Genomic DNA, 24,378 nt, shown 5'->3' on the forward strand with positions numbered 1-24,378 from the left:
TAAAAAAAGGCCAGGGCTGGATTACGGCTTCACCGTGCTGAGCGCCACCAAGCCATTGAGGTAGTTCTCGATGTTGGAATAGCCGTTTTTAGTCACGGTAGCCGCGTCAGCGGCATTCTTGGGGTCGAGGCCGTTCTTCTTTTCGTAGTCGTCGGGCATGCCGTCCTTGTCGGCGTCAGCGTAGGGCTTGCCGGCGTAGGTGGGGTAACCGCCCACCTGAATGGGGTCGGTGATGATGCCCTGCTTGTAGGAATCAATGGGCAGCCGGCGGTGCTCAAACTGCGTGGTGGGCAGTTTCACGTCTTTGATAAAGTCGATTTTGCCGGTGCGTACCTGCTGAATTACGCGCGTGTCCACGGGGTCGCGCTTGGGCAGGGTGGCGCCGGCGTTGTCGAGCACGTAGCCGTAGGCTTTTTCGGCCGGAATAATGGTGATTTCCGGCATGGGCAGCGGCTTGTCCACCTTCATGTCGGCCTGGTACTTGCCGGCGTTGGGCAGTTCTTCCACCTGCACGCCGCCGTTCCAGTTGTCTTTGGTCACCTCCGGGAAACCTTCCACGATGTTGCCGGCCACGTAGGCGCGGCCGTACACCTGGTATTTCAGCTTGCTGCGGCCCGATTCGGGCTTCAGGATGCGGTGGCCGATGTTGGTGTCCTTCGGCGTGGAGGGGCCGGGCTTGTAGTAGTTATTGATGATGTTGTAGAGGGCGCGGTAGTCGCCGCCATCGGTGGAGCGGTGCACCCAGTTAAACATCACGTTATTAGCGAAGTTAAACACGCCGTTCCAGCCAATGGACGGGTTGCGGCCCGCATTGTCGGCCCACAGGTTGCGCATGAACGTGCAGTTCTCGCCGCCCAGCGTGCTGCCAAAAGCGTGGTTCCAGGTATCGAGCGCCTCCGAGAAAATGGAGTTCTGAATGGTGATGTTCACCGTGCCCAGCTTCTGCTCCGGAATGCCGGTGCTGTCGTTGTACATGTGGCGGTACATCGACATGTTCTCGTCCAGGCCCCACGAGGCCGACACGTGGTCAATCATGATGTTGCCAATGGGGTTGCCGCCGATGGAATCATCGCGCCGGCCCACGTTGGTTTCGCCGCGGCGGAAGCGCATAAAGCGAATCAGCACGTCGTGTGTGTTCAGCCACACCGATTCGCCCGCCACGCAAATGCCGTCGCCGGGCGCGCTCTGACCCTCGATGCTGATATAAGGTGCCCGCACAATGAGCGGCGTTTTCAATCGAATAATACCGGCCACGTTGAACACCACGATGCGCGCACCGCCCTGCTCGCAGGCCTCGCGCAGCGTGCCGGGGCCGCTGTCGGCCAGGTTCGTTACCACAATCACCCGGCCGCCGCGCCCGCCAAACGTGTAGGCTCCGCCGCCTTCGGCCCCCGGAAACGCCGGGATGCTGGCCTGCGGCAAATCAATCGGCCGGGCCGCCCACGGAATGTAGGGTTTGCCTTCGCGCTGCTCCTTCTGAATGATGGGGTAGGCCTTGTTCCAGGCGATGTCGGACTGGCGGCGGGCAGCATCCATCATCGCGTCGCTGGCCTTCTGCACGTCCTGCGGAATCTTTGGGTACTGGGCCTGGGCGCGGAATTGGGCCGACAAAGCGAGGGCGAAAACGCCAAGCGTGGCAACGTTTCTTTTCATGAGCGGGGTGGGTGGTTTTACCAAAGCGAAATAACAGGACAAAGCAAGCGGGCACCTATACCATTTTCTCGACCCTGTGTAGGATGTTAGCATAGCTTCCTTTTTGCTTTAGTTGCCGCCCGGTTTCACTAAGTAAATGCTCACCATGTCTTCCCTTTCTCCATCACAATACGCCGCCCACTGAATGATGCGCCGCCCGGTTAGCAATTGATAAATAAAGCAAAAGCTGTATTTAACTACTGATTGGGCCCGCTGCAGTGCCGCAAAATGGCCATCGCGCCTGCAACCGTTGAACGGTTTGTAATGCCTCACCTTCGACGATGACGCAAGGGCCAAAAGCCCCGAACGCACTGACTTTATTGATTGTGAAAAGGTGGTTTTTGCAATGGCAACATGCTATAACAGCCGGCGAAAATGGTACACATCCTCCGGGCCGATGGTCAATAATTTTGACCTGATGACATTCGTCGATTTTACTTCCTCTGTAAACGGATTTCGAGGGCTCTGGTCTTGTTGGAATCATCTGGTTGTTCGTGCCTTCCTGCTAAGTGGCCTGCTGTTGGGCATAACTCAGGTAGCTGTTGCCACGGAAGTTGCTCCAGAAAGCCAAGCACGGAATGCTGCGAAACCGATAGCCCGGCGTGGCAGCGCAACTGCTGCGCAATCCCGCACCATTCTCCTGCCCAAGACGGCCCACCCGCGCCTGCAATACGGTGCTAGCCGGCTGGCTACTGCTCTCCGCGCTGCCGGCTACCAAGTACAGGTGCAGCAGGCCGATAAACTTCCGAAAACCCAAGGCCTGATTGTGGTGGGCCAGGCCAAAGATGCGCTGGTGCAACAAGCCGCTTCAGCCTTGCGCATTGGAGCCGAGAAAGCGCCCGGCAAGGAAGGCTTCGCCATTTCTTCGGCCAAAGGCGACGTCATCCTCATCAGCGGCGCCGATAACTCCGGCGCCCTCTACGGCTGCCTGGAACTAGCCGAGCAGGTCATAAGCCACGGCAAGCTCAGCGACAACCTGCACCTCACCGACCAGCCCGAAATGGTGCTGCGCGGCACCTGCATCGGCGTGCAGAAACCCACCTACCTGCCCGGCCGCAACGTGTACGAGTACCCGTACACGCCCGAAACCTTCCCCTGGTTCTACAATAAGTCGCTCTGGATTAAGTACCTCGACATGATGGCGGCCAACCGCTACAATTCACTGTACCTCTGGAACGGCCACCCCTTCGCCTCGCTGGTACGGCTGAAGGATTATCCCTACGCCGTGGAGGTCGACGATGCTACCTTCAAGAAGAACGAGGAACTGTACCGCTTCCTGACCGAAGAAGCCGACAAGCGCGGCATTTGGGTGATTCAGATGTTTTATAACATCATCGTATCCAAACCGTTCGCCGAGCACCACAACATCAAAACCCAGGACCGGGCCCGGCCCATCGTGCCGCTCATTGCCGATTACACGCGCAAATCCATCGCCGCCTTTGTGGAGAAATACCCCAACGTGGGCCTGATGGTGGCGCTCGGCGAAGCCATGGAAGGCGCCGGCCAGGACGACGTGGACTGGTTCACGAAAACCATCATTCCCGGCGTGCTTGATGGCCTGAAGGCCACTGGCACCACCGAGCTGCCGCCCATCGTGCTGCGCGCCCACGACACCGACGCGCCCCGTGTGATAACCGCCGCGCTGCCGCTCTACAAAAACCTCTACACCGAAGCCAAATTTAACGGCGAGGCCCTCACCACTTACACCCCGCGCGGCTCCTGGGCCGAGCTGCACCGCAAGCTGAGCGGCATGAATTCGGTGCACATCGAAAACGTACATATTCTGGCTAACCTGGAACCGTTCCGCTACGGCTCGGCCGATTTTATCCAGAAATCGGTGCTGGCCATGCACAACACTTACGGCGCCAATGGCTTGCACTTGTACCCCGAGTCGTCGTACTGGGACTGGCCCTACACCGCCGACAACGTGGCCGGGCGCCAGCTGCAAGTCGACCGCGACTGGCTTTGGTATGCCGAATGGGCCCGCTACGCCTGGCGCGCCAACCGTCCGCGCCCGGCCGAAGTCAGCTACTGGAGCCAGAAACTGGCCGCGCAATTTGGCTGCGACGAGCAGGCCGGCCAGCAGATTCTAACGGCTTACGAGGAAGCCGGCGAAATAGAGCCCAAGCTGCTGCGCCGCTACGGCATCACCGACGGCAACCGGCAGACGCTCACCCTTGGCATGCTGATGAACCAGCTCATCGACCCCAAGCGCTACGGGCTGTTTACCCTGCTTTATGAATCGGAATCGCCGGAGGGTGAGATGATTATCGAATACGCCGAGAAGGAGGCGAAAGGGGAGAAGCATATTGGCGAAACGCCGCCGCAGGTAGCCAACGAGGTGGTGGAACACGGCAAAAAAGCCGTGGCGGCCATTGAGCGCGCGGCGCCGGCCATCAAGCAAAATCAGGCAGAGTTTGCCCGCGTCAAAAACGACATGTACTGCCAAGATGCACTGGCCAATTTTTACGCCGAAAAGGCGCGGGCGGCGCTGCAGGTGTTGCGATACAAGTACTCGCACAACGTGCAGGACTTAGTAGCCGCCGTGCCCCTGTTGCAAAGCAGCGTGGCGCACTGGCAGAAGCTGGTCGACCTCACCAAGGACAGCTACCTCTACGCCAACAGCATGCAAACCGCCCAGCGCAAAATCCCCATGCGCGGCGTGGATGGCACCTACAAAACCTGGGCGGAAATGCTGCCGGTGTACCGCAAGGAGCTGGCCGATTTTCAGCACAACATCGACTCGCTGAAAAACACGAAAAGCAGTGTAGCGACGCAGAAAAAAGAGGTCCTTCTAAATGCTCCGGTAGTCGTGCTGAACAAGAAGCCAAAGCCCTTGTGGGTCGCGTTGGGCCAGCCGGCTTTTGCTGATACTACGGCGCAGATTACGGCTTTCGCGCCAGAGCTGGCGGGGCTGCAGGGCATTCAATTCAGCAAGGCGCAGCAGATAGCGCAAGGCACCGAAATTCGGTTTTCTACCAAAAAGCCGGTGCAGGTAATAGTCGGATTTTTTAATCAGAAAAGCCCGCGCTTCCTGCCCATTCCTACGCTAGAAATAGATGCCAGCGCCAACGACTACGGCCAGGCCGACAGCAAGATTACCAACGCCCTGACCATCCCCGGAATGCCGCCCGTGAATGTTCATGCTTATTCCTTCAAAGCCGGCACCCACACGCTGAACCTGGCCCGCGGCGCTTGTCTGATTCTGGGGTTTGTTGATGCCGCGCAACCTGTGCCGACCTACAATGCCGGCTTGGGCAGCACGGTGGCACCGGGCCGTGAAATCGATTGGTTGTTTGAGTAATCCAGAGCGTTCTGGCGGGGCGCCTCACCCCCCGGCCCCCTCTTCGAAAGGAGGAAGGGGAGCCACCCGAAAAATAAGAGCTAGTCTATAAGCTAGAGCTAAGACTAGTCCCCCTCTCGGGCCGGGGGTGAGGCGCCCCATTAGCACCTGTTAAAAGCTATGAAACCTACCCATCTGCTTCTTTCCCTCGGCCTGCTCGGCACTGCTCCGGCCGCTGCCCAGCAACCCACGCCGGTGCTCACCACCGAGCACTTGCGCGCCAGCGTGGCCCGCTTCAATGCGCTGGATAAGGAGGACGTTATCAACCTTGTGCCCAACGCTCAGGCGGCCGACTGGCTGGCCCAGCAGGTGCCGCTGTTTGAGTGTCCCGATTCGGCCATTCAGGAGACGTACTACTACCGCTGGTGGACCTTCCGCAAGCACCTGAAGCAGACGCCAGACGGCTATGTGTTCACGGAATTCATCACGCCGATGAAGCACGCCGGGCCCTACAACACCATCAGCAGCGCGCTGGGGCACCACCTCAACGAGGGCCGGTGGCTGCACGACCCGCAGTACATCGACCAATACACCAAATTCTGGCTGACGGCCAAGCAGCCGCAGGTGAATGCCAAGCTGCACAGCTTCAGCAGCTGGCTGTCCGATGCGGTGTACAGCCTGTACGAAGTAAATAACAACCAGGGCTTTGTGCGGGAGCTGCTGCCCGCGCTCAACGCCGACTACCGGCAGTGGGAAAAGGAGCGCCGGCTGCCCAGCGGCCTGTTTTGGCAGTACGACGTGAAAGATGCGATGGAGGAATCCATCAGCGGCGGGCGCAAGGAGCAGAACGTGCGCCCCACTATCAACAGCTACATGTACGGCAACGCAAAGGCGCTGGCCGCGATGGCGAAGCTGACCAAAAACGACAGTCTCGAACGCAAGTACACCGCCAAAGCCAAGCAGCTCCGCACCGATATGCAAAAGACGCTTTGGGACCCGAAGGCCAGTTTTTTTAAAGTGCAATACGCCAAGGGCGGCCTCTGCGAGGCGCGGGAGGAACTGGGCTACATTCCCTGGTATTTCTCCCTGCCCGCCGACAAGGCCGAGTATGCCAAGCAGTGGGAGCAACTGACTGATGAGCAAGGATTCAAGGCGCCCTGGGGCCTGACTACGGCCGAGCGGCGCGCGCCCGGCTTCCGCACCCACGGCTCGGGCCACGGCTGCGAGTGGGACGGCGCGGTGTGGCCCTACGCCACCACCCAAACCCTAAAAGGCCTCGCCAACCTGCTCACCCAGTATAAGCACCACGACGGCATGAGCGCCCAGGTCTACTACGACGAGCTGCGCAAATACGCCCTCTCGCACCAGAAAAACGGCGTGCCCTACCTGGGCGAATATCAGGATGAAAAGAACGGCGAATGGCTGAAAGGCGACAACCCCCGCAGCAGCTATTACAACCATTCCGGCTTCGCCGATTTGGTGATAACCGGCCTCGTGGGCTTGAAGCCGCGCCCGGATAACGTGGTCGAGGTTTTTCCGCTGGTGCCCACCGGGAAGTGGGACTGGTTTGCCCTCGACCAGGTGCGCTACCACGGCCGGATGATTTCCGTGATTTGGGACAAGACCGGCCAGAAATACGGCCGGGGCCAAGGCCTGCGCATCTTCGCCGATGGCAAGGAGATTGGCCGCGCCAGTGAATTGAAGCGGGTGACGGCCAAGCTTCCGGCTAATACAGGCCCGGATAATACAGGAATAAAAAAGAACGTCAACTACAGAACGGTCATGCTGAGCTTGTCGAAGCATCTCTACCTCAAGAGTAAATCAATCGATGCAACGAAGCGGTAGAGATGCTTCGGCTGCGCTCAGCATGACGTTCTTATCAGCATGACGTTCTAAATAGTACCAAGAATGAAGTACTTTCTATTCGCCTTTTTCCTGCTCCTAAACGTTTCGGCCGCCCATGCCCAGGATTATTACAACGTCCTGAAATACGGCGCGAAAAACGACAGCACGAAGCTGGCCACGGCCGCCATTGCCAAGGCCATCGACGCGGCCGCCAAGGCTGGAGGCGGCACGGTGTACTTCCCCGCGGGCCGCTACCGCACCGGCCCCATTCACCTCAAAAGCAATATCACCATTGAGATAGGAGCGGGGGCCATCCTGTATTTCAGCGACAATTTCGACGACTACCTGCCCATGGTGCCTTCGCGCTATGAGGGCATCGACGTGACCAGCTTTTCGCCCTTGTTCTACGCCTACAAGGCTGAGAACATCACCATCAAAGGTCGCGGCATCATCGACGGGCAGGGCAAAAAATGGTGGGACTACGCCGAAGGCCAGTCGCGCAAAAGCCAGGACTCGAAGTGGCAGCAGGAGTTCAAGCGGCTCAACGCCAATATTCTCAAGCCCGACGAAGCGGGCGGCGTGATTGACCGGGCATTTCTGCGTCCGCCGTTCATTCAGCCCATGTTTTGCAAGAATGTGCACATCGAAGGCATTACCATCCGCAACTCGCCATTCTGGACGGTGAACCCGGAATTCTGCGAGAACGTGACCATTGCGGGCGTTACCATCAACAACCCGAAGTCGCCCAATACCGACGGCATCAACCCTGAATCGTGCCGCTACGTGCACATTTCGAACTGCCACATCAGCGTGGGCGACGATTGCATCACCATCAAATCGGGCAAGGACCAGGCCGGCCGGAAGATGAACGTGCCGGCCGAAAACTACACCATCACCAACTGCACCATGCTGGCCGGGCACGGCGGCGTGGTCATCGGCTCGGAGATGTCGGGCGGGGTGAAGAAAATTGTGATTTCGAACTGCGTGTTCGATGGCACCGACCGCGGCATTCGCATTAAAACGGCCCGCGGGCGCGGCGGCGTGGTCGAGGACATTCGGGTAGATAACATCGTGATGAAGAACATCCGCGAGCAGATGATTGTGCTTGATATGCAATATGCCAAGTCCACGCCCGAGCCGGTGTCGGAGCGCACGCCGCGCTTCCGCAACATCCATTTCAGCAACATCACGGCCGAGGGCAGCCAGGCCGGCCTGCTGAACGGCCTGAGCGAAATGCCTATCGAAAACGTGACCTTCAGCAATTGCAATTTCGACGCAAAACAGGGCTTCACGGTGAGAGAGGCGCGCAACATCGCCTTTCACAATGTGGAGGTGAACACGGCCATTGGCCCGAGTGTGCGCGTCGAAAACGTGCAGCAAATCTGGCTCGATGGCATCCGCAGCGCCCGACCGGTAGCCGCGGCGTCGCTGCTGGAATTGAATAACACCGTCGATGCCTTCGTGTACAACTGCTTTCCCGCCGCCGGTACCGAGACCTTCCTCATGTTGAAAGGCGCCAATACGCGCAGCATCGGCCTGCAAAACAACAATTTGAAATACGTGAAAACGCCCGTGAGCCAGGATGCCGATGTGAAAGAGCGGGTGGTTGGGCCGTAATCACATTATGCCTAAGCCTAAACGGTCATGCGGAGCGGAGCCGAAGCATCTCTCCCGCTTCGTTGCTTCCATTGGGTTAGTTGTGCGGGAGAGATGCTTCGGCTCCGCTCCGCATGACGTTCTTTTGATTGCCTTATGAATTGTCTGCGACTTCTATTCCTGCTTTGCCTCGCTACGGTACCAGCCGCCGCCCAGCAGCCGCTGACCCTCCACTACGCGCAGCCGGCCGCGAAGTGGACCGATGCGCTGCCCCTCGGCAACGGCCGGCTGGGTGGCATGGTGTTCGGCGGGGTGGGGCAGGAGCACATTCAGTTTAACGAAGCCACGCTCTGGACCGGCCGGCCGCGGGCCTACGCCCGGCCCGGGGCGGCGCAGTACCTGCCCCAAATCCGGCAGCTTCTGGCTGAAGGCAAACAAGCCGAAGCCGAGGCCTTGGCCGAGCAGCATTTCATGGGCCTGAAGGACCACGAGGAAACCTACGAAGCCGAAAAGGCCGCCTGGTTGCAGAAGGTTCGGGCTGTGAACGTGGGCCAGGCCTCGGCTAGCCCCGGCTGGAAGCCGCTGGCCATTCCCACGCCCAATGGCTGGGAGGCCGCCGGCCTGGAGGGACTGGACGGCGCCGTCTGGCTCAAAACCACCTTCGAGCTGCCAGCTGCCTGGGCCGGCAAAGACCTCACCCTGAGCCTGGGCCGCATCCGCGACGTGGACGTGACGTTTGTGAACGGCCAGCAGATTGGCACCGACGAAGGCATCAGCAAGAAGCGGCGCTACCGTGTGCCGGCCGCCGCGCTCCGGCCGGGCCGCAACGAGGTGGCTATTCAGGTTATCAACTACTTCGATAAAGGTGGGCTGATTGGAGTGAAGGAAAAGCAGCCGGTTTTCGTGGCCTACCCCGAAGGCGCGGCCCCCGAAACGGGCGTACCCCTCGACCCAAAGTGGCAGTATTGGGTGCAGGATGCGAAGCCGCCGCTGGCGCCCAGCTACCAGGCTTCGTACCAGCCATTTGGCGATGTGCTGCTGGATTTCCCGCAAACCGGGCCGGTGGCGGAGTATCGACGCGAGCTGGATATCCGCCGGGCGCTGGCCCGCACTGCCTACCGGCAGGGCGGCGTGGCTTTCACCCGCGAATATTTCGCCAGTGCGCCGGCAAGCGGCATTTTTTGCCAGCTGGGGGCTTCGGCGAAGGGTAAAATCTCATTCAAAGCTCGGTTCACAAGCCCGCACGACAGCCACAAAACCTACCGCGTAGACGACCACACCCTGGCCCTGGCGGTGCAGGTGCGCGACGGCGTGCTACGCGGCGTGAGCTACCTGCGGGTGACGACGCAAGGCGGCAAGGTGACCGTGACCAACAACCAGATTCAAGTCGAGCATGCCGACGAAGCCACTCTTTGCCTGACGGCCGCTACCAATTTCAAAAGCTACCAGGATGCCACGGCGGCGCCCGAACAACTGGCAAAACAGGCCGCCAGTAAAAGCCAGGGCAAGCCCTTTGCCGCGCTCAAAACCGAGCACATTCAGGATTATCAAAAGCTGTTCAACACGTTTGCCATCGACCTGGGCCACACCCCAAACGAACAACTGCCCACGGACAAGCGCATCCAGCAGTTCAGCCCCGCTGCCGACCCGGCATTGCTGGCACTGTACCTGCAATACGGGCGGTATCTGCTGATTTCGTCGTCGCGGGCAGGTGGACCACCGGCCAATTTGCAGGGCATCTGGAATGAGTCGCTGACGCCCTCCTGGGGCAGCAAGTTCACCACCAACATCAACCTGGAAATGAACTACTGGCCGGCTGAGGTGCTGAACTTATCGGCCTGCGCCACGCCGCTGTTCAGCTTCATCGACCAGCTCGCCCAAACCGGCCAAACCACCGCCAAAGCGAACTACAACGCCCCCGGCTGGGTGTTGCACCACAACACCGACATCTGGGCGGGCACCGCACCCATCAACGCCGCCAACCACGGCATTTGGGTGACGGGCGCGGCCTGGCTGTGCCAGCCCATTTGGGAGCACTACCAGTTCACGCAGGACCGGGAATTCCTGCGCCAGCAGTACCCGGTGCTGAAAGAAGCGGCCCGGTTTTACGCGGCCTTTTTGGTGAAAGACCCGCGCACGGGCTGGCTTATCAGCACGCCGTCGAACTCGCCCGAGCACGGCGGACTGGTGGCCGGCCCCACGATGGACCACCAGATTATTCGGGAGCTGTTCAAAACCACCAGCGCTGCGGCCAAATCCCTGGGTGTGGATACCGAATTGCAGCAGGAATTAGCAACCAAAGCAGCCCAACTGGCCCCCAACCAAATCGGTAAAAACGGCCAGCTACAGGAGTGGCTCGAAGACAAGGACGACCCCACCGACACGCACCGCCACGTTTCGCACCTCTGGGGGGTATTCCCGGGCACTGATATTGGCGGTGATACCACGGGGACTTTCATGCGGGCGGCCCGCAGGTCGTTGCTGCTGCGCGGCGACGAGGGCACCGGTTGGAGCTTGGCTTGGAAAGTCAACCTCTGGGCTCGTTTCCGCGACGGTAACCACGCGCTGCGCATCCTCGAAAAGCTGCTCTCGCCTGCCGAAAACGGAACCGGGGCTGAGCAGGGTGGCGTCTATCACAATTTGTTCGACGCCCACCCGCCGTTTCAGATTGACGGCAATTTTGGCGGCGCGGCCGGCATGGCCGAAATGCTGCTCCAAAGCCAGGCGGGCGCGCTCGATTTGCTCCCTGCGCTGCCTACTGCGTGGGCCACCGGCAGCGTGCGGGGCTTGCGGGCCCGGGGTGGCTTCGTGGTGGACATGAAGTGGGCGCAGGGTAAGCTGCAAACTGCGGAAATCAAGTCGGAAACCGGGCGGGAGTGTGTGGTGAAGTATGGTGTGAAAGAGGCGCGTTTTGCGACGAAAGCGGGCGGCGTTTATAAACTGAATGGAGAGTTGCGCTGACATGGCGCCTCACCCCCTGGCCCCCTCTCCGAAAAGGAGAGGGGGTGCCAGACGTCAAACAGTCAATCAAAAATGAATAACATATTGCGCCTTATTCTTCCGCAGTCGTCCGTCTCCCCCTCTCCTTTTCGGAGAGGGGGCCGGGGGGTGAGGCGCCACGTTGAACGAATTCTGTTCCTGCTTTTTCTCACCCTCACTGCCCACGCCCAAACGCCGCGCACCACCATCCCGCTACTGAACAATTGGCGCACTGCCGCCGACGACCACAACCAACAGGCGTACCCCAGTTTCGAACGCTCCGATTTCAACGACCAAACCTGGCAAACCGTGGCCGTGCCCCACAACTGGGATGCCTACGAAGGCTACCGCCGCCAGCGCCACGGCAACCGCCACGGCTACGCCTGGTACCGCAAAATATTTCCCACGCCAGCCGCCAAAAGCCACTCCCGTTATTTCCTGTTTTTTGAGGGTGTAGGCTCCTACGCCACCGTCTGGCTGAACGACCAAAAGGTGGGCTACCACGCCGGCGGGCGTACCACCTTCACGCTCGATGTTACCAACGCCCTCAAACCCGCCGGCCAACCCAATGTGCTGGCCGTGCGCGCCGACCACCCCGCCAACATCCAGGATTTGCCCTGGGTGTGCGGCGGCTGTTCCGAAGAGCGAGGCTTCTCGGAAGGCTCGCAGCCGATGGGCATTTTTCGGCCGGTGGCGTTGGTTGTCACCAATCCGGTGCGGGTAGAGCCTTTCGGCGTTCACATCTGGGCCGATTCCTCGGTATCGGCCCAGGCCGCCAAGCTAAATGTCGACACGGAGGTGAAAAACTACGGCGCTGCCGCACAAACCCTGACCATCACCAGCCAATTGGTGGACCGGCAGGGGAGGAGCGTCGCCGAAAGCCGCACGAAGCAAAAGCTGGCGGCGGGTGCTGCCATGCAGCTTCATCAGCAGTTGCCGGTACTTAAGCAGCCACACCTGTGGTCATTGGCCGACCCGTATTTGTATCGGTTGGTCACCAGAATCAGGGCCAAAGGAAAGTTGATTGACGAGCTGGAAACGCCCTACGGCATTCGCTGGGTAAGCTGGCCAATTGGTCGGGCCGCTGCTAGTCAAAAGCAGTTTTTGCTGAATGGGAAGCCGGTTTTCATCAACGGCATTGCTGAGTATGAGCACCTGCTGGGCCAGAGCCACGCCTTCAGCGACACCCAGATTCGGACCCGCGTGCAGCTGGTGAAGGCTGCTGGCTTTAACGCTTTCCGCGACGCCCACCAGCCGCACAACCTACGCTACCAGGCCAACTGGGATTCGCTGGGGCTGCTGTGGTGGCCGCAGCTGGCCGCGCACGTGTGGTACGACACGCCGTCCTTCCGTCAGAACTTTAAAACCCTGCTCATCGATTGGGTGAAGGAGCGCCGCAACAGCCCCTCGGTGGTACTCTGGGGCCTCGAAAACGAAAGCACCCTGCCGGCCGATTTTGCCCGCGAATGCAGCGCCCTCATCCGCCAGCTCGACCCCACGGCCTCCCGCGAACGCAAAATCACGACCTGCAACGGCGGCCAGGGCACCGACTGGGACGTGCCCCAAAACTGGACCGGCACCTACGGCGGCGACCCCGCCACCTACGCCGCCGACGTGCAACGCCAGGTTCTCATCGGCGAGTACGGTGCCTGGCGCACCCTCGACCTGCACACCGAAGGCCCGCCCGTGCTCAACGGCGGCCCGTTCAGCGAAGACCGGTTTGCCCAGCTTATGGAGCAGAAAGTGCGCCTCGCCGAGACGGCCAAAGACCAGACCGCCGGCCACTTTTTCTGGCTCCTGACCTCGCACGACAACCCCGGCCGGGTGCAGGGCGGCGAAGGCCAGCGCGAACTCGACCGCATCGGCCCTGTGAACTACAAAGGCCTGCTCACGCCCTGGGAAGAGCCCACGGACGCGTTTTATATGTTTCGGGCCAACTACGCGCCCAAGGACCGGGAGCCCATGGTCTACCTCGCCTCCCACACCTGGCCCGACCGCTGGCTGACACCGGGCCGCAAAGACAGCATCACGGTCTACTCCAACTGCGACGAAGTCGAGCTGTTCAACGATGTGAACGCCGCTTCGCTGGGGCGTAAAGCTCGCACCGGCGGCATTGGGACGCATTTTCAGTGGGATGGCGTCGATATTAAATACAACGTGCTCTATGCCGTGGGCTACGTGGCCGGCAGGGCGGTAGCGAAGGATTATATCGTGCTGCATCACTTGCCGAAAGCGCCGAACTTTGACAAATTCCTGGCCGATGCCCAACCTATCACCCAGCCGCAGCCGGGACTCAACTACCTCTACCGCGTGAACTGCGGCGGCCCCGCCTATCAGGACCAGCACGGCAGCACCTGGCAGGCCGACCAGCCCCGCACCGACTCCAAAACCTGGGGCTCAGAATCCTGGACCCAGGACTTTCCCGGCCTCTCGCCCTTCTTCGCCAGCCAGCGCCGCACCCACGACCCCATTGCGGGAACGCGCGACTGGCCGCTTTTTCAAAGCTTCCGCTACGGCCGCGAGAAGCTGCGCTACACTTTTCCTGTGCCTGATGGCGAGTATCTGGTGGAGCTGTACTTTGCCGAGCCCTGGCTAGGCACCGGGGGCAGTATGGACTGCACCAGCTGGCGGGTTTTCGACGTGGCCATCAACGGCGAAACCGTACTCAAAAACCTCGATATCTGGAAAGAGGTTGGCCACGATGTGGCCCTGAAAAAGACTGTGAAAGCCCGCGTGACAGGCGGTCAGTTGGTTATCTCTTTTCCCTCGATTGCCTCGGGCCAGGCCCTGATTTCGGCCATTGCCATTGCCAGCACTGAGGCCGGTGCCCGGCCGGCGCCAGCGTCGCTGCCCGTCATCAGCAGCCTGTGGGGCAATGACGCCACGTCTGCCAGCCCATGGTCGGCTCAAACCTGGCTCGATACCGGCGTTCCGGCATACGCCAGTTCGCAGATGAGCTTCAGCAGCCTTCCACCGGTGCTTTTTGGGGCCGAGTGGCTGCGCGGGCCGGCCCACGTTGGAAAGAGAGCCGGTTTCACCGTCAGCACTGCCGCTGATGTTTACATCGCCTTGGATGCCAGGCAAACCACGCGCCCCACTTGGCTGATGGAATACGAGGACACCAAAACCACCCTCACAACGGCCGATGCCGCCGGCGCGCACTTTTTCCGCGTCTTTCGCCGTCGCTTCCCCGCCGGCGCGGCCGTTAGCCTCGGTCCAGATGGCGCGGGTTCTAACATCTTACCCTACCTGGTGGCCGCCAACCGGGCCAGCACCATCGAGCCCGCCTACGACCTCAAGGCCATTATGCGCTACAAGCCGGCCACCGCCCGGCTGAGTGGTCCCGGCCTGGTAAGAGAGCAGGTCAACGCCAAAGAAAGCCTCACCTTTAAAGAGCCCAATGGGAGCGCCCTCGAGTGGACCATTCAAGTAGGGGTGGCCGATACGTATTCGCTTACTTTTCGCTACGCCAACCCGTTGCCTAAAACGCTCACAGCCAAACTCACCGTGTCCCTGGCCGATGGCACCGTCCTCAAAGCGGAAAACGTAGAGCTGGTGCCCTCCAAGCCCGGCAAGTGGAACTACCTGGCTACTTCCACCGGCTCCATGATAAACGCGGGCAGCTACCGGGTGAAACTCACTGCCACCGATGCCGCGGGCCTCAGCGTTTCGGGCCTCGACGTGCAGTAGCCGCCACGCTAAGATGTTACAATAGGAAGCTAACAAGCTATACGGGCTCCGCTGCGCCTGTCGGTAAATTTGCTATTGGTACGACTAGCCCGGTTTGCGGCCTTATGTCGCGGCAATTTGGTAATATGGCCTCATGAGCAATTTGCGAGTTCTTGACCTGGTCATCATTGCCGTGTACCTGGCGGCCATGATTGCCGTGGGCGCCTGGTTTGCCCGAAAAAACGACAGCGCCGAGCAGTATTCCAGCGCCTCCGGCCTGATTCCTGGCTGGGCCATTGGCATGTCCATCTACGCTACTTTCTTGAGTAGCAATACCTTCCTGGGCGTGCCGGGCAAAGCCTTTGGTACCAACTGGAACGCCTTCGTTTTCAGTATCTCTATGCCGCTGGCGGCCTGGGTGGCCACGCGCTACTTCGTGCCGTTCTACCGCAGCACCGGCGAAATATCGGCCTACACGCACCTGGAGCACCGCTTTGGCAGCTGGGCGCGGACTTACGCGGTGGCCTGTTTCCTGCTCACGCAGCTGGCCCGCATTGGGTCCATCTTCTTTGGCATTGCCCTCACCTTGCAGGCCCTCACTGGCTTTTCGATGGAGCTGATTATGCTGGTCACGGGCAGCTGCATCATCGTGTACACGGTGCTGGGCGGCATCGAGGCCGTTATCTGGACCGAAGTGGTGCAGGGCGTAGTCAAGACCTTCGGGGCATTGCTCATTCTGTACCTGATTGTGACCAACATGCCCGGCGGCTTCGCGCACATCGTGGCCATTGGCCAGGAGCAGCACAAGTTCAGCCTCGGCGGTTTCGCGCCCGATTTTACGCAGTCCACCTTCTGGGTAGTGCTGCTCTACGGCTTTTTTATCAACCTCAACAACTTCGGGGTCGACCAGAACTACGTGCAGCGCTACCACACCGCCACCTCGGCCAAGCAGGCGGCCAAGTCCATCTGGCTGTGCGTGTTGATTTACGTGCCGGCCTCGCTGCTGTTCTTCGTCATTGGCTCGGCGCTGTTTGCCTACTACCAGGTGCACCCCGAGCTGATTGAAGCCGTGAAGCTAAAAGTGGCCGCCGAAAAGCTGCCGCTCAACGCCACCGTCAGCCAGATTGCCCAGGTCGCCGCCGCGCTGCAACCCGCCGACTACGGCGACAAGGTGATGCCGCACTTCATGGTGACCAAAATACCGCCCGGCTTCGTTGGCCTCATCGTGTCGGCCATTCTGTCGGCGGCCATGAGCACCATCAGCTCAGGCATGAATTCCTCGGCCACCGTTTTCACCGTCGACATCTACCAGCGCTACTTCAAGCACAATCTCAACGTGAAGCAAACCATGCGCACGCTGCACATCGGTACTGTGGTAGTGGGCCTGCTGGGCATGGGCGTGGGCATTGCCATGATTGGGGTGAAAAGCGTGCTCGACGTGTGGTGGGAGCTTTCGGGCATCTTCGCGGCGGGCATGCTGGGCCTGTTCCTGCTCGGCATCATCAGCCGCCAGACGCGCAACGCCGAGGCCCTCACCGCCACCATCATCGGCGTGTTGGTCATCATCTGGCTCACGCTCTCGCCCAACCTGCCCGAATCCCTGGCCGGGCTGCGTAATCCGCTGCACAAGAGCATGGTCATTGTAGTGGGCACGCTCACCATATTCCTGCTGGGCCTGCTGCTCACACGCTTCCGCCAGCGCCGCGCCGTGCCCGTTGCCTCCGAAGAAGAATTAACCCAGTCCGTCCACTAGCCGGCCCCCTTTTACAACCCCAGCGGCTCACCCGCCCCAAGCCCTTATTATTATGAGAAACGCATCCAAGGGATTTATCCCCGTTATGCTCACGCCCTTTCAGAACGACGGGAAAATCGATTATCCGGCCCTTACTCGACTGACGGAGATGTACTTAAAGGCCGGAGCCGCTGGCCTCTTCGCCAATTGCCTCTCCAGCGAGATGTTTGAGCTGAGCGCCGATGAGCGGCTGCAAAGCATTCGCCACATTGTGCATGTGGCGGGCGGCGCCGTGCCCGTGGTGGCCACCGGCACCTTTGCCGGCCCGCTCAACGAGCAGGCCGATTTTGTGAAGCAGGTGTACGAAGCCGGCACCGAGGCCGTCATCGTCATCACCGGCCTGCTGGCCGCGCAGGATGAATCCGAGGCCATTTTCAACGAGCGTTTTCACCGCCTGTTGGAATGGACCAGCGGTGTGCCCCTGGGCTTCTACGAGTGCCCCGAGCCCTACAAGCGCGTGCTCACGGCCGAGCAGTTGGGCCAGTTCGTAGCCACCGGCCGCGTCACCTACCACAAAGACACCTGCCTCGACATCGACCAGATTCGCGCCAAGCTGGCCGCCACCGAAGGCCACAACTTCGGCCTTTATGATGCCTACATGGGCCACGCTGTGGAGTCGCTTCGCGCTGGCTCGGCCGGACTATCCTGCATTCAGGGCAATTTCTTCCCGGAGCTCATTGTGTGGCTTTGCAAAAACTACGACAACGCCCTGCTGCAACGCGAAGTCGCAGAAGTGCAGGACTTCTTCATCAAGAACATGGGCGTGATGCACGACGTGTACCCGACCGTGGCCAAATACTCGCTCAAGCAGCGCGGCGTTGATATTTCCACCTTTACGCGCCGCAAAGTGGGCAACTTTACCGGTACCGTGCGGGCTGGGGTAGAGGCCCTGTACGGCGATTACAGCACCCTGAGCAAGCAGCTGGAACTGGTGGCGTAGCAGGTCCTAGTAGGATTCAAAAAGAACGTCATGCTGAGCGTAGCCGAAGCATCTCTACCGCAGCAGTAATTATTTACTATTGCAGTAGAGATGTTTCGACTTCGCTCAGCATGACGTGCTGTTTGTTGCCCGGCCCAACGCGAACTCTCAGAGTCCGCGCTACTTCTTTAGGCCGCCATGGCCAGTTCCTTGTGGCTGTGCAGGTACTTTTTCTTGTATTCCAGCGGCGTCATCTTCGTGATTTTCTTGAAGTGACGGTAGAAGTTTGATACGTTGTTAAACCCACATTCGAAGCAGATTACCTCCGTGGGCAGCTTATCTTCAATGAGCTGGCGGCAAGCCTGGCTGATGCGAATTTCGATGAGGAAATCGTAGTACGTCTTTTTCGTAATCAGCTTGAAATAGCGGCAGAACGACGTGACGCTCAAGTTGCTGATGGACGCAATTTCTTCCAGCGTAATTTCCTTTTTATAGTTCGACAGCGTGTAGTTGCACACCTTGTTGATGCGCTGCACGTCCGACTCGTTGCTCTGCTTGAAGGCGTGATGCTCCGAGGCAATGGTTTTGGTTTCCGTCGTTTCGGAGAGGATTTTCAGGATGGAGAGGAAGATGATGATGCGGTCCAGGTCGGTGGCGTGCACGGCCTGGCGCATGAGCGGCGCCAGTTTGGCTTTGGCCTTGCCGGTGATGAGCAGGCCGCTTTTGGCTTTCTCAAACAGCTTGGGGATGAGGTAGGCCTCGGGCAGGCCGAACAGGTAGCGGCCCAGGCACTCGGGCAAGAACTGAATCACAATGGCCTCTACTTCCTTCTCCGGGTTGCCCTGGAAATACTCCTCGTTGCAGCGCCAGGTGTGGGGCAGGTTGGCGCCCAGCAGCACGATTTCTCCCGACGAGAAATTGCTGATGTTGTCGCCCATCAGGCGCACGCCTTCGCCTTTGATAACGTAGTGCAGCTCCAGCTCCGGATGATAGTGCCACACGGTGCCGAAGTTCGGCTTCTGGTCGTGGCGGACGCTGAAAGAGCTCTGGGGAGCAACCGGTACTTTGTGGAAATGGGCTTTCATGCGGAGTGAAGGTTGGTGGGAATTGAGGAAGGGGAAGTAACTGTTTGAGCGAGCCCAAACGGCGGTAAAGTCATGAAATCGTTTGGGGTAGCTTGAAGAGGGTAGCGTGACGAGATGCGTTGATAAGAGAGAATGGCGTGCGCTGAAGGCTTCTCTAGGATATTATCTCAGGGTGCGAGAAGCCTAAAACAGAATGGGAATGCATAAATTCAGTCAGTAAGTAGTCACTAAACTACAGACCTCAAAAAGCAGAACTCTCCTGTACTTGCCTGCTCTAGCCTGCTGGTGGGCTTATCGACAGAAAAAAGTGCTGCTTGGGTGCGACATGAATAGCTGTAGTCCCGGAATGGCGATGAAATCGGCTCGGGCTGGCCGGGGCCAAACGGATGGTAACATCCTACACTAAGAGGGCAAAAAGCCGGAGGGCTAGGGGAGAATCGACTGGCAAATTTGTATACCAAGTCATTCCGAAATTTTTCTGCCGAATTCGCTGCGTGCTCCGGGCCATTGGCCGGGCCGGGCGGCGGATTCCGGCCTACTTTTTCTCGTTCACACCCGTGGCTCCATTCCCGACCAACGAAGTGCTCCTCCTCGCCAGTGGCGACCTGCGCCTGGCCGCCAACCAAAATTGCTGGGCTGCCCAGGCCGCCATGGAAGCACAGCTCACCGCCGCCCTGCAGCGCCACGGGTGGACGCTGAAACGCGCCCACGCCTACGACCCCGCGAAACAGCACGGCTTCCTCGATTCGCAGCGCATGGGCATGGAGGTTTTTCGCAGCATCAACCCCTGGCAGCCGCTCATCGTGGCCGAAAGCGTGTGGCAGTACTCGCACCACGTGCTGGCCGGCCTCACCACGCACAAAGGCCCCATCCTCACGGTGGCCAACTGGAGCGGGCAGTGGCCCGGCCTGGTGGGCATGCTCAACCTGAATGGCTGCCTCACCAAAGCCGGTGTGAAGTACCACACGCTCTGGAGCGAGCATTTCACCGACAGTTTCTTCGAGAAAAGCCTCAAGCAGTGGCTGCACCACGGCTACGTGACGCAGGATGCGCGCCATGTGCGCAGTCTGGCCGGTGCTACAATGCCCGCTGCCGATGAGCAGATTGGCCGCGAGTTCGGCCGCAAGTTTCAGGAACACAAGGCCATTATGGGCGTGTTCGACGAGGGCTGTATGGGCATGTATAACGCCATTGTGCCCGATGAGCTGCTGCACGCCACCGGCGTATTTAAGGAGCGCCTGAGCCAGGCCAGCCTGTTTGCTGCCATGCGCGACGTGACCGAAGCCGAAGCTCAGGCTGTGCTCGACTGGCTGCTGGCCCGCGGCATGAAGTTCAACTGGGGAACCGATGAGGCCACCCAACTTACCAAAAAGCAGACGCTAGAGCAGTGCAAGATGTACATTGCCGCCGTGCGAATTGCGGATGAATTCGGTTGCGACACCATCGGCATCCAGTACCAGCAAGGCCTGAAAGACCTGACCGTGGCCAGCGACCTGGCCGAGGGCCTGCTTAATAACACCGACCGGCCGCCCGTTTATTCCAAAACCGGCCAGGAACTGTACGCCGGACAGGCGCTGCCGCACTTCAACGAAGTAGACGAATGCGCCGGCCTCGACGCTCTGCTCACCTACCGCCTTTGGAATGAGCTGGGCCTGAGCGGCGAAACCACCCTGCACGACTTGCGGTGGGGCGAATTGTTCGACACCGGCGACGGCGAAGAATTCGTGTGGGTGTTTCTGATTTCGGGGGCTGCGCCGCCCGCGCACTTCGTGGATGGCTATGCCGGCACCAGCAGCGAGCGGCAGCCCGCCATGTACTTCCGCCTCGGCGGTGGCAGCGTGAAGGGTGTGAGCCGTCCCGGTTCCATTGTCTGGAGCCGCGTGTACGTGATGGACGGCAAGCTGCACTGCGACCTCGGCGTGGGCGAAGCTGTGGCCCTGCCCGCTGCCGAGACCCAGCGCCGCTGGCAGGAAACTACCCCCGAATGGCCCATCATGCACGCGGTATTGCGCGGCGTGACCCGCGACCAGATGATGGCCCGCCACAAGGCCAATCATATTCAGGTGGTTTACGCGCCCTACGAGGCCAAGGCCCACCAGCTCTGCCGCATCAAAGCCGCCGCGCTGGCCGAAATCGGCGTGGAAGTACACTTTTGCGGCGATGTGAAGGGCATGACCAATGCCGCGCAAGTAGTAACAGTGCCAGCCGAACTGGCCATCGCCTCAAGCTGAATAGGCTCCAGTAAACTTCAATAATATAGAACGTCATGCTTCGACTGTGCTCAGCATGACAGATTTCTAAAACTGACAAACCCACTCTGAAAACAACTATCTAACGAATGTCCCACCGCCGCGCCTTACTCACTGTTCTCTTTGCCTCTGCCTGCGCCGCACCCGCCGCTCGTGCCCAATATCCGACCATCCCACCGGAGGTACAGGCCAAAGCCGACGCCGCCCTGGCCGAAGCCGAGAAACGCTCGGAAGAAGCCTGGCAGAAAGCGCAGCCCATCATTCAGGCCGAGGCCAAGGCCGGCAAGCCCTTCATTCCCTGGGCCGCCAAGCCCAGCGACTTGCCTCAGTCTACACGCCTAGCCTTTCCCGGCGCGGAGGGTGGGGGAGCACACGTTTTCGGCGGCCAGGGCGGCAAGGTGATTGTGGTAAAAAGCCTGGCAGATAGTGGGCCCGGCTCGTTGCGCGAGGCGCTGGAGCAGGGCGGCGCCCGCATCATCGTATTCAATGTAGCCGGCATTATCAAGCTGCAAAGCCCCATTATCATCCGGGCGCCCTACGTGACCATCGCGGGCCAGACGGCGCCCGGCGACGGCATCTGCGTGGCCGGCGAGTCGGTCTGGATTAACACCCACGACGTGGTGGTGCGCTACCTGCGCTTCCGCCGCGGCGCCATGGACGTGGCCCGGCGCGACGACGGCCTGGGCGGCAATCCGGTGGGCAACATCATCATCGACCACGTTTCGGCCTCGTGGGGGCTCGATGAGAACATGTCCATCTACCGCCATGTGTACCACAACCCCGAAACCGGCAAGGCCGACAAGCTGCCCACGGTGAACGTAACCATTCAAAACTCCATTTTTTCGGAGGGTTTGGATACCTACAACCACGCCTTCGGCAGCACCATCGGCGGGCTAAATAGCTTGTTTACCCGCAACCTGTGGGCCAACAACATCGCCCGCAACCCCTCGGTGGGCATGTACGGCGACTTCAACTTCGCCAACAACGTGGTGTTCAACTGGTGGAACCGCTCGGCCGATGGTGGCGACAACCACTCGGAGTACAACTTCGTGAACAACTACTACAAACCCGGGCCCATCACGCCGAAGGATGCGCCCATTGCCTACCGTATTCTCAAGCCCGAATCGGGCCGCGACAAGGACGCGAAGAACCTGTTCGGCAAGGCTTACGTGGCCGGCAACGTGGTAGACGGCAACCCTAAAGTGACCCAGGACAACTGGGCCGGCGGCGTCCAGGTGGAAGACCAGCCCGATGCCGCGAAAGTTGTGGCCGAAATTCGGACCGATAAGCCCTTCACGCTGCCCAACATGAACACCGTGCTGCCCGCCCAGGAGGCTTACCAGTACGTACTGGCCAACGCGGGCTGCACCCTGCCTAAGCGCGATGCCGTGGATGCCCGCATTGTGGAAGATGTGCGCACCGGCAAAATCACCTACTCCAAAAACGCCCAGCCCACGCCGAAGAGCCCTTACATCAAGCGCCGTCTGCCCGAGGATTCCTATAAAAACGGCATCATCACTGACCCGGCGCAGGTGGGCGGTTACCCCAATTACCAGGGCAAACCCTACGCCGACGCCGACAACGACGGCATGCCCGACCAATGGGAAATTGCCCACGGCCTCAACCCCAAAAGCGCCGCCGACGCTACCCAGGACCGCGACAAGGATGGCTACGCCAACATCGAAGAATACCTGAATAGCGTGGTGCCGCTGCAAAACGTGCGACCGAATGCTGGGAAAGCCAAGTCGTAAAAAAAGAACGTCATGCTGAGCGAAGTCGAAGCATCTCTAATGCGCAAGCAACTCATTTAGTATTGAGGTAGAGATGCTTCGACTTCGCTCAGCATGACTGTTTCAATTGCTTGATATCACTTAGATGACTATAAAGAACTGTCTTGCTGCGCTGCTGCTAATCCTCGCCGCCTTCGCCCCGGCCGAGCCCACCGGCCCGCTCAAAGTGTCGCCCAACGGCCGTTACTTGATGACGGGCAGCGGCAAACCCTTTTTCTGGCTGGGCGATACTGGCTGGTTGCTCTTCAGCAAGCTCAAGCGTGAGGAAGCCGAAACCTACCTCGAAGACCGCCGCAAGAAAGGCTTCAACGTCATTCAGGTGATGATGCTGCACCAGGTGCCCATCGCCAACGTGTACGGCGACTCAGCCCTGACGCACGCCAACGTGGCCCGGCCTCTCACCACGCCCGGCAACTCGCCCACCGATGCCGCGCAGTACGACTACTGGGACCACGTGGATTACATCGTAGACCTGGCGGCCAAAAAGGGGCTCTACATGGGTATGGTACCCGTGTGGGGTACGAATGTGAAGGGAGGCAAGGTGCGCCAGGCGCAAGCTAAAGCTTACGCTACCTTCTTGGCCGAGCGGTATAAAAACCGCCCCAATATCATCTGGTTGAACGGCGGCGACATCGCCGGTTCAGATTCGCTGAAAGTCTGGAACACCATCGGCGCCACGCTCAAGGCTGTGGACCCGAACCACTTGGAAACCTTCCACCCGCGTGGCCGCACGCAGTCGTCGGACTGGTTTCACAACGCGGCATGGCTCGATTTTAACATGTACCAGTCGGGCCACCGCCGATACGAGCAGGATACTTCGAAGAACGAGAAGAACCACTACGGCGAAGACAACTGGCGCTACCAGCAGGCCGACTACGCCCTGAAACCCGCCAAGCCTTCGCTCGATGGGGAGCCCTCTTATGAAGGCATTCCGCAGGGCTTGCACGACATCACCCAACCCCGCTGGACCGACGCTGACGTGCGCCGCTACGGCTATTGGTCGGTGTTTGCGGGCGCCTTCGGCTTCACTTACGGGCAGAACTCGGTGATGCAGATGCACAGCAGCTTCGACAAGGGGAGTGCCTACGGCTCAAAGGAACTGTGGTCGTCGGCCATCAACGCCCCCGGTTCGGCTCAGATGCAGTATTTGAAGCAGCTGATGCTCTCGCGGCCCTACTTTGAGCGGGTGCCCGACCAGTCGCTGATTGCCGGCGAAGCGGGGGAGAAGTACAACCGCCAGATGGCCACCCGAGGTCAGAAATATGCCTTCGTCTACACCTACAACGGGCGCAACCTGAAGGTGAACATGGGCAAAATTTCCGGCGCCAAAGTGAAAGCTTCGTGGTACAGTCCGCGCGATGGCAAAACCACGGCCATTGGTACCTTTCCGAATAAAGGCACCCAGGAATTCAACCCGCCCGGCGAGCAGAAGGACGGCAACGACTGGGTGCTGATTCTGGACTCCATCAGCTAAAGCGC

At 59.9% G+C, this 24,378-nt stretch carries 12 protein-coding genes; 10 read left to right on the forward strand and 2 right to left on the reverse strand.

Annotation, left to right across the window (positions count from 1 at the left end):
- Positions 1 to 21: 21 nt before the first annotated feature.
- The gene (locus JKL48_RS15050) at positions 22 to 1,653 is read right to left on the reverse strand and encodes a pectate lyase family protein (protein WP_236668820.1); all 1,632 of its coding nucleotides are present in this window, start codon (positions 1,651 to 1,653) and stop codon (positions 22 to 24) included.
- A gap of 631 nt (positions 1,654 to 2,284) precedes the next feature.
- On the opposite strand from JKL48_RS15050, the gene JKL48_RS15055 reads away from it, so the two are divergent.
- The 7 genes from JKL48_RS15055 to JKL48_RS15085 all read left to right on the forward strand — a co-directional run bounded on the left by JKL48_RS15055 (position 2,285) and on the right by JKL48_RS15085 (position 17,796).
- Positions 2,285 to 4,996, forward strand: a complete 2,712-nt coding sequence (locus tag JKL48_RS15055) for an alpha-d-galacturonidase (protein ID WP_449555695.1) — start codon at positions 2,285 to 2,287, stop codon at positions 4,994 to 4,996.
- A 159-nt stretch (positions 4,997 to 5,155) separates the two neighbouring features.
- Entirely contained in the window at positions 5,156 to 6,820 is a 1,665-nt protein-coding gene (locus JKL48_RS15060) for an MGH1-like glycoside hydrolase domain-containing protein (protein ID WP_201983912.1), read from the forward strand.
- Between the two features lie 63 nt (positions 6,821 to 6,883).
- Entirely contained in the window at positions 6,884 to 8,437 is a 1,554-nt protein-coding gene (locus JKL48_RS15065) for a glycoside hydrolase family 28 protein (protein WP_201983916.1), read from the forward strand.
- Positions 8,438 to 8,572: 135 nt separating this feature from the next.
- Positions 8,573 to 11,377, forward strand: coding sequence for a glycoside hydrolase family 95 protein (locus tag JKL48_RS15070; protein WP_201983918.1), 2,805 nt, complete (start codon positions 8,573 to 8,575; stop codon positions 11,375 to 11,377).
- A gap of 147 nt (positions 11,378 to 11,524) precedes the next feature.
- Complete coding sequence (locus JKL48_RS15075; protein WP_201983920.1) at positions 11,525 to 15,085, forward strand: malectin domain-containing carbohydrate-binding protein; 3,561 nt, start codon at positions 11,525 to 11,527, stop codon at positions 15,083 to 15,085.
- A gap of 133 nt (positions 15,086 to 15,218) precedes the next feature.
- Positions 15,219 to 16,817: a sodium:solute symporter gene (locus tag JKL48_RS15080; protein WP_201983922.1), complete on the forward strand. Its 1,599-nt coding sequence runs from the start codon at positions 15,219 to 15,221 to the stop codon at positions 16,815 to 16,817.
- A 52-nt stretch (positions 16,818 to 16,869) separates the two neighbouring features.
- On the forward strand, positions 16,870 to 17,796 hold the full coding sequence (locus tag JKL48_RS15085) for a dihydrodipicolinate synthase family protein (RefSeq protein ID WP_201983923.1): 927 nt from the start codon (positions 16,870 to 16,872) through the stop codon (positions 17,794 to 17,796).
- A 167-nt stretch (positions 17,797 to 17,963) separates the two neighbouring features.
- On the opposite strand, the gene JKL48_RS15090 is transcribed toward JKL48_RS15085, so the two are convergent.
- Positions 17,964 to 18,860 (reverse strand): AraC family transcriptional regulator, encoded by an 897-nt coding sequence (locus JKL48_RS15090; protein WP_201983924.1) that lies wholly within the window; start codon positions 18,858 to 18,860, stop codon positions 17,964 to 17,966.
- Positions 18,861 to 19,354: 494 nt separating this feature from the next.
- Between JKL48_RS15090 and JKL48_RS15095 the strand changes: the two genes are divergently transcribed.
- From JKL48_RS15095 to JKL48_RS15105, 3 genes are all read left to right on the forward strand, one after another.
- Positions 19,355 to 21,091, forward strand: coding sequence for a fucose isomerase (locus JKL48_RS15095; protein WP_317191946.1), 1,737 nt, complete (start codon positions 19,355 to 19,357; stop codon positions 21,089 to 21,091).
- A gap of 107 nt (positions 21,092 to 21,198) precedes the next feature.
- Complete coding sequence (locus JKL48_RS15100) at positions 21,199 to 22,860, forward strand: pectate lyase family protein (protein ID WP_201983925.1); 1,662 nt, start codon at positions 21,199 to 21,201, stop codon at positions 22,858 to 22,860.
- Positions 22,861 to 22,984: 124 nt separating this feature from the next.
- The gene (locus tag JKL48_RS15105) at positions 22,985 to 24,373 is read left to right on the forward strand and encodes a glycoside hydrolase family 140 protein (RefSeq protein WP_201983927.1); all 1,389 of its coding nucleotides are present in this window, start codon (positions 22,985 to 22,987) and stop codon (positions 24,371 to 24,373) included.
- The last annotated feature ends 5 nt before the right edge of the window (positions 24,374 to 24,378 follow it).

The sequence above is a fragment of the Hymenobacter rubidus genome, from assembly GCF_016734815.1.
Classification (GTDB): domain Bacteria; phylum Bacteroidota; class Bacteroidia; order Cytophagales; family Hymenobacteraceae; genus Hymenobacter; species Hymenobacter rubidus.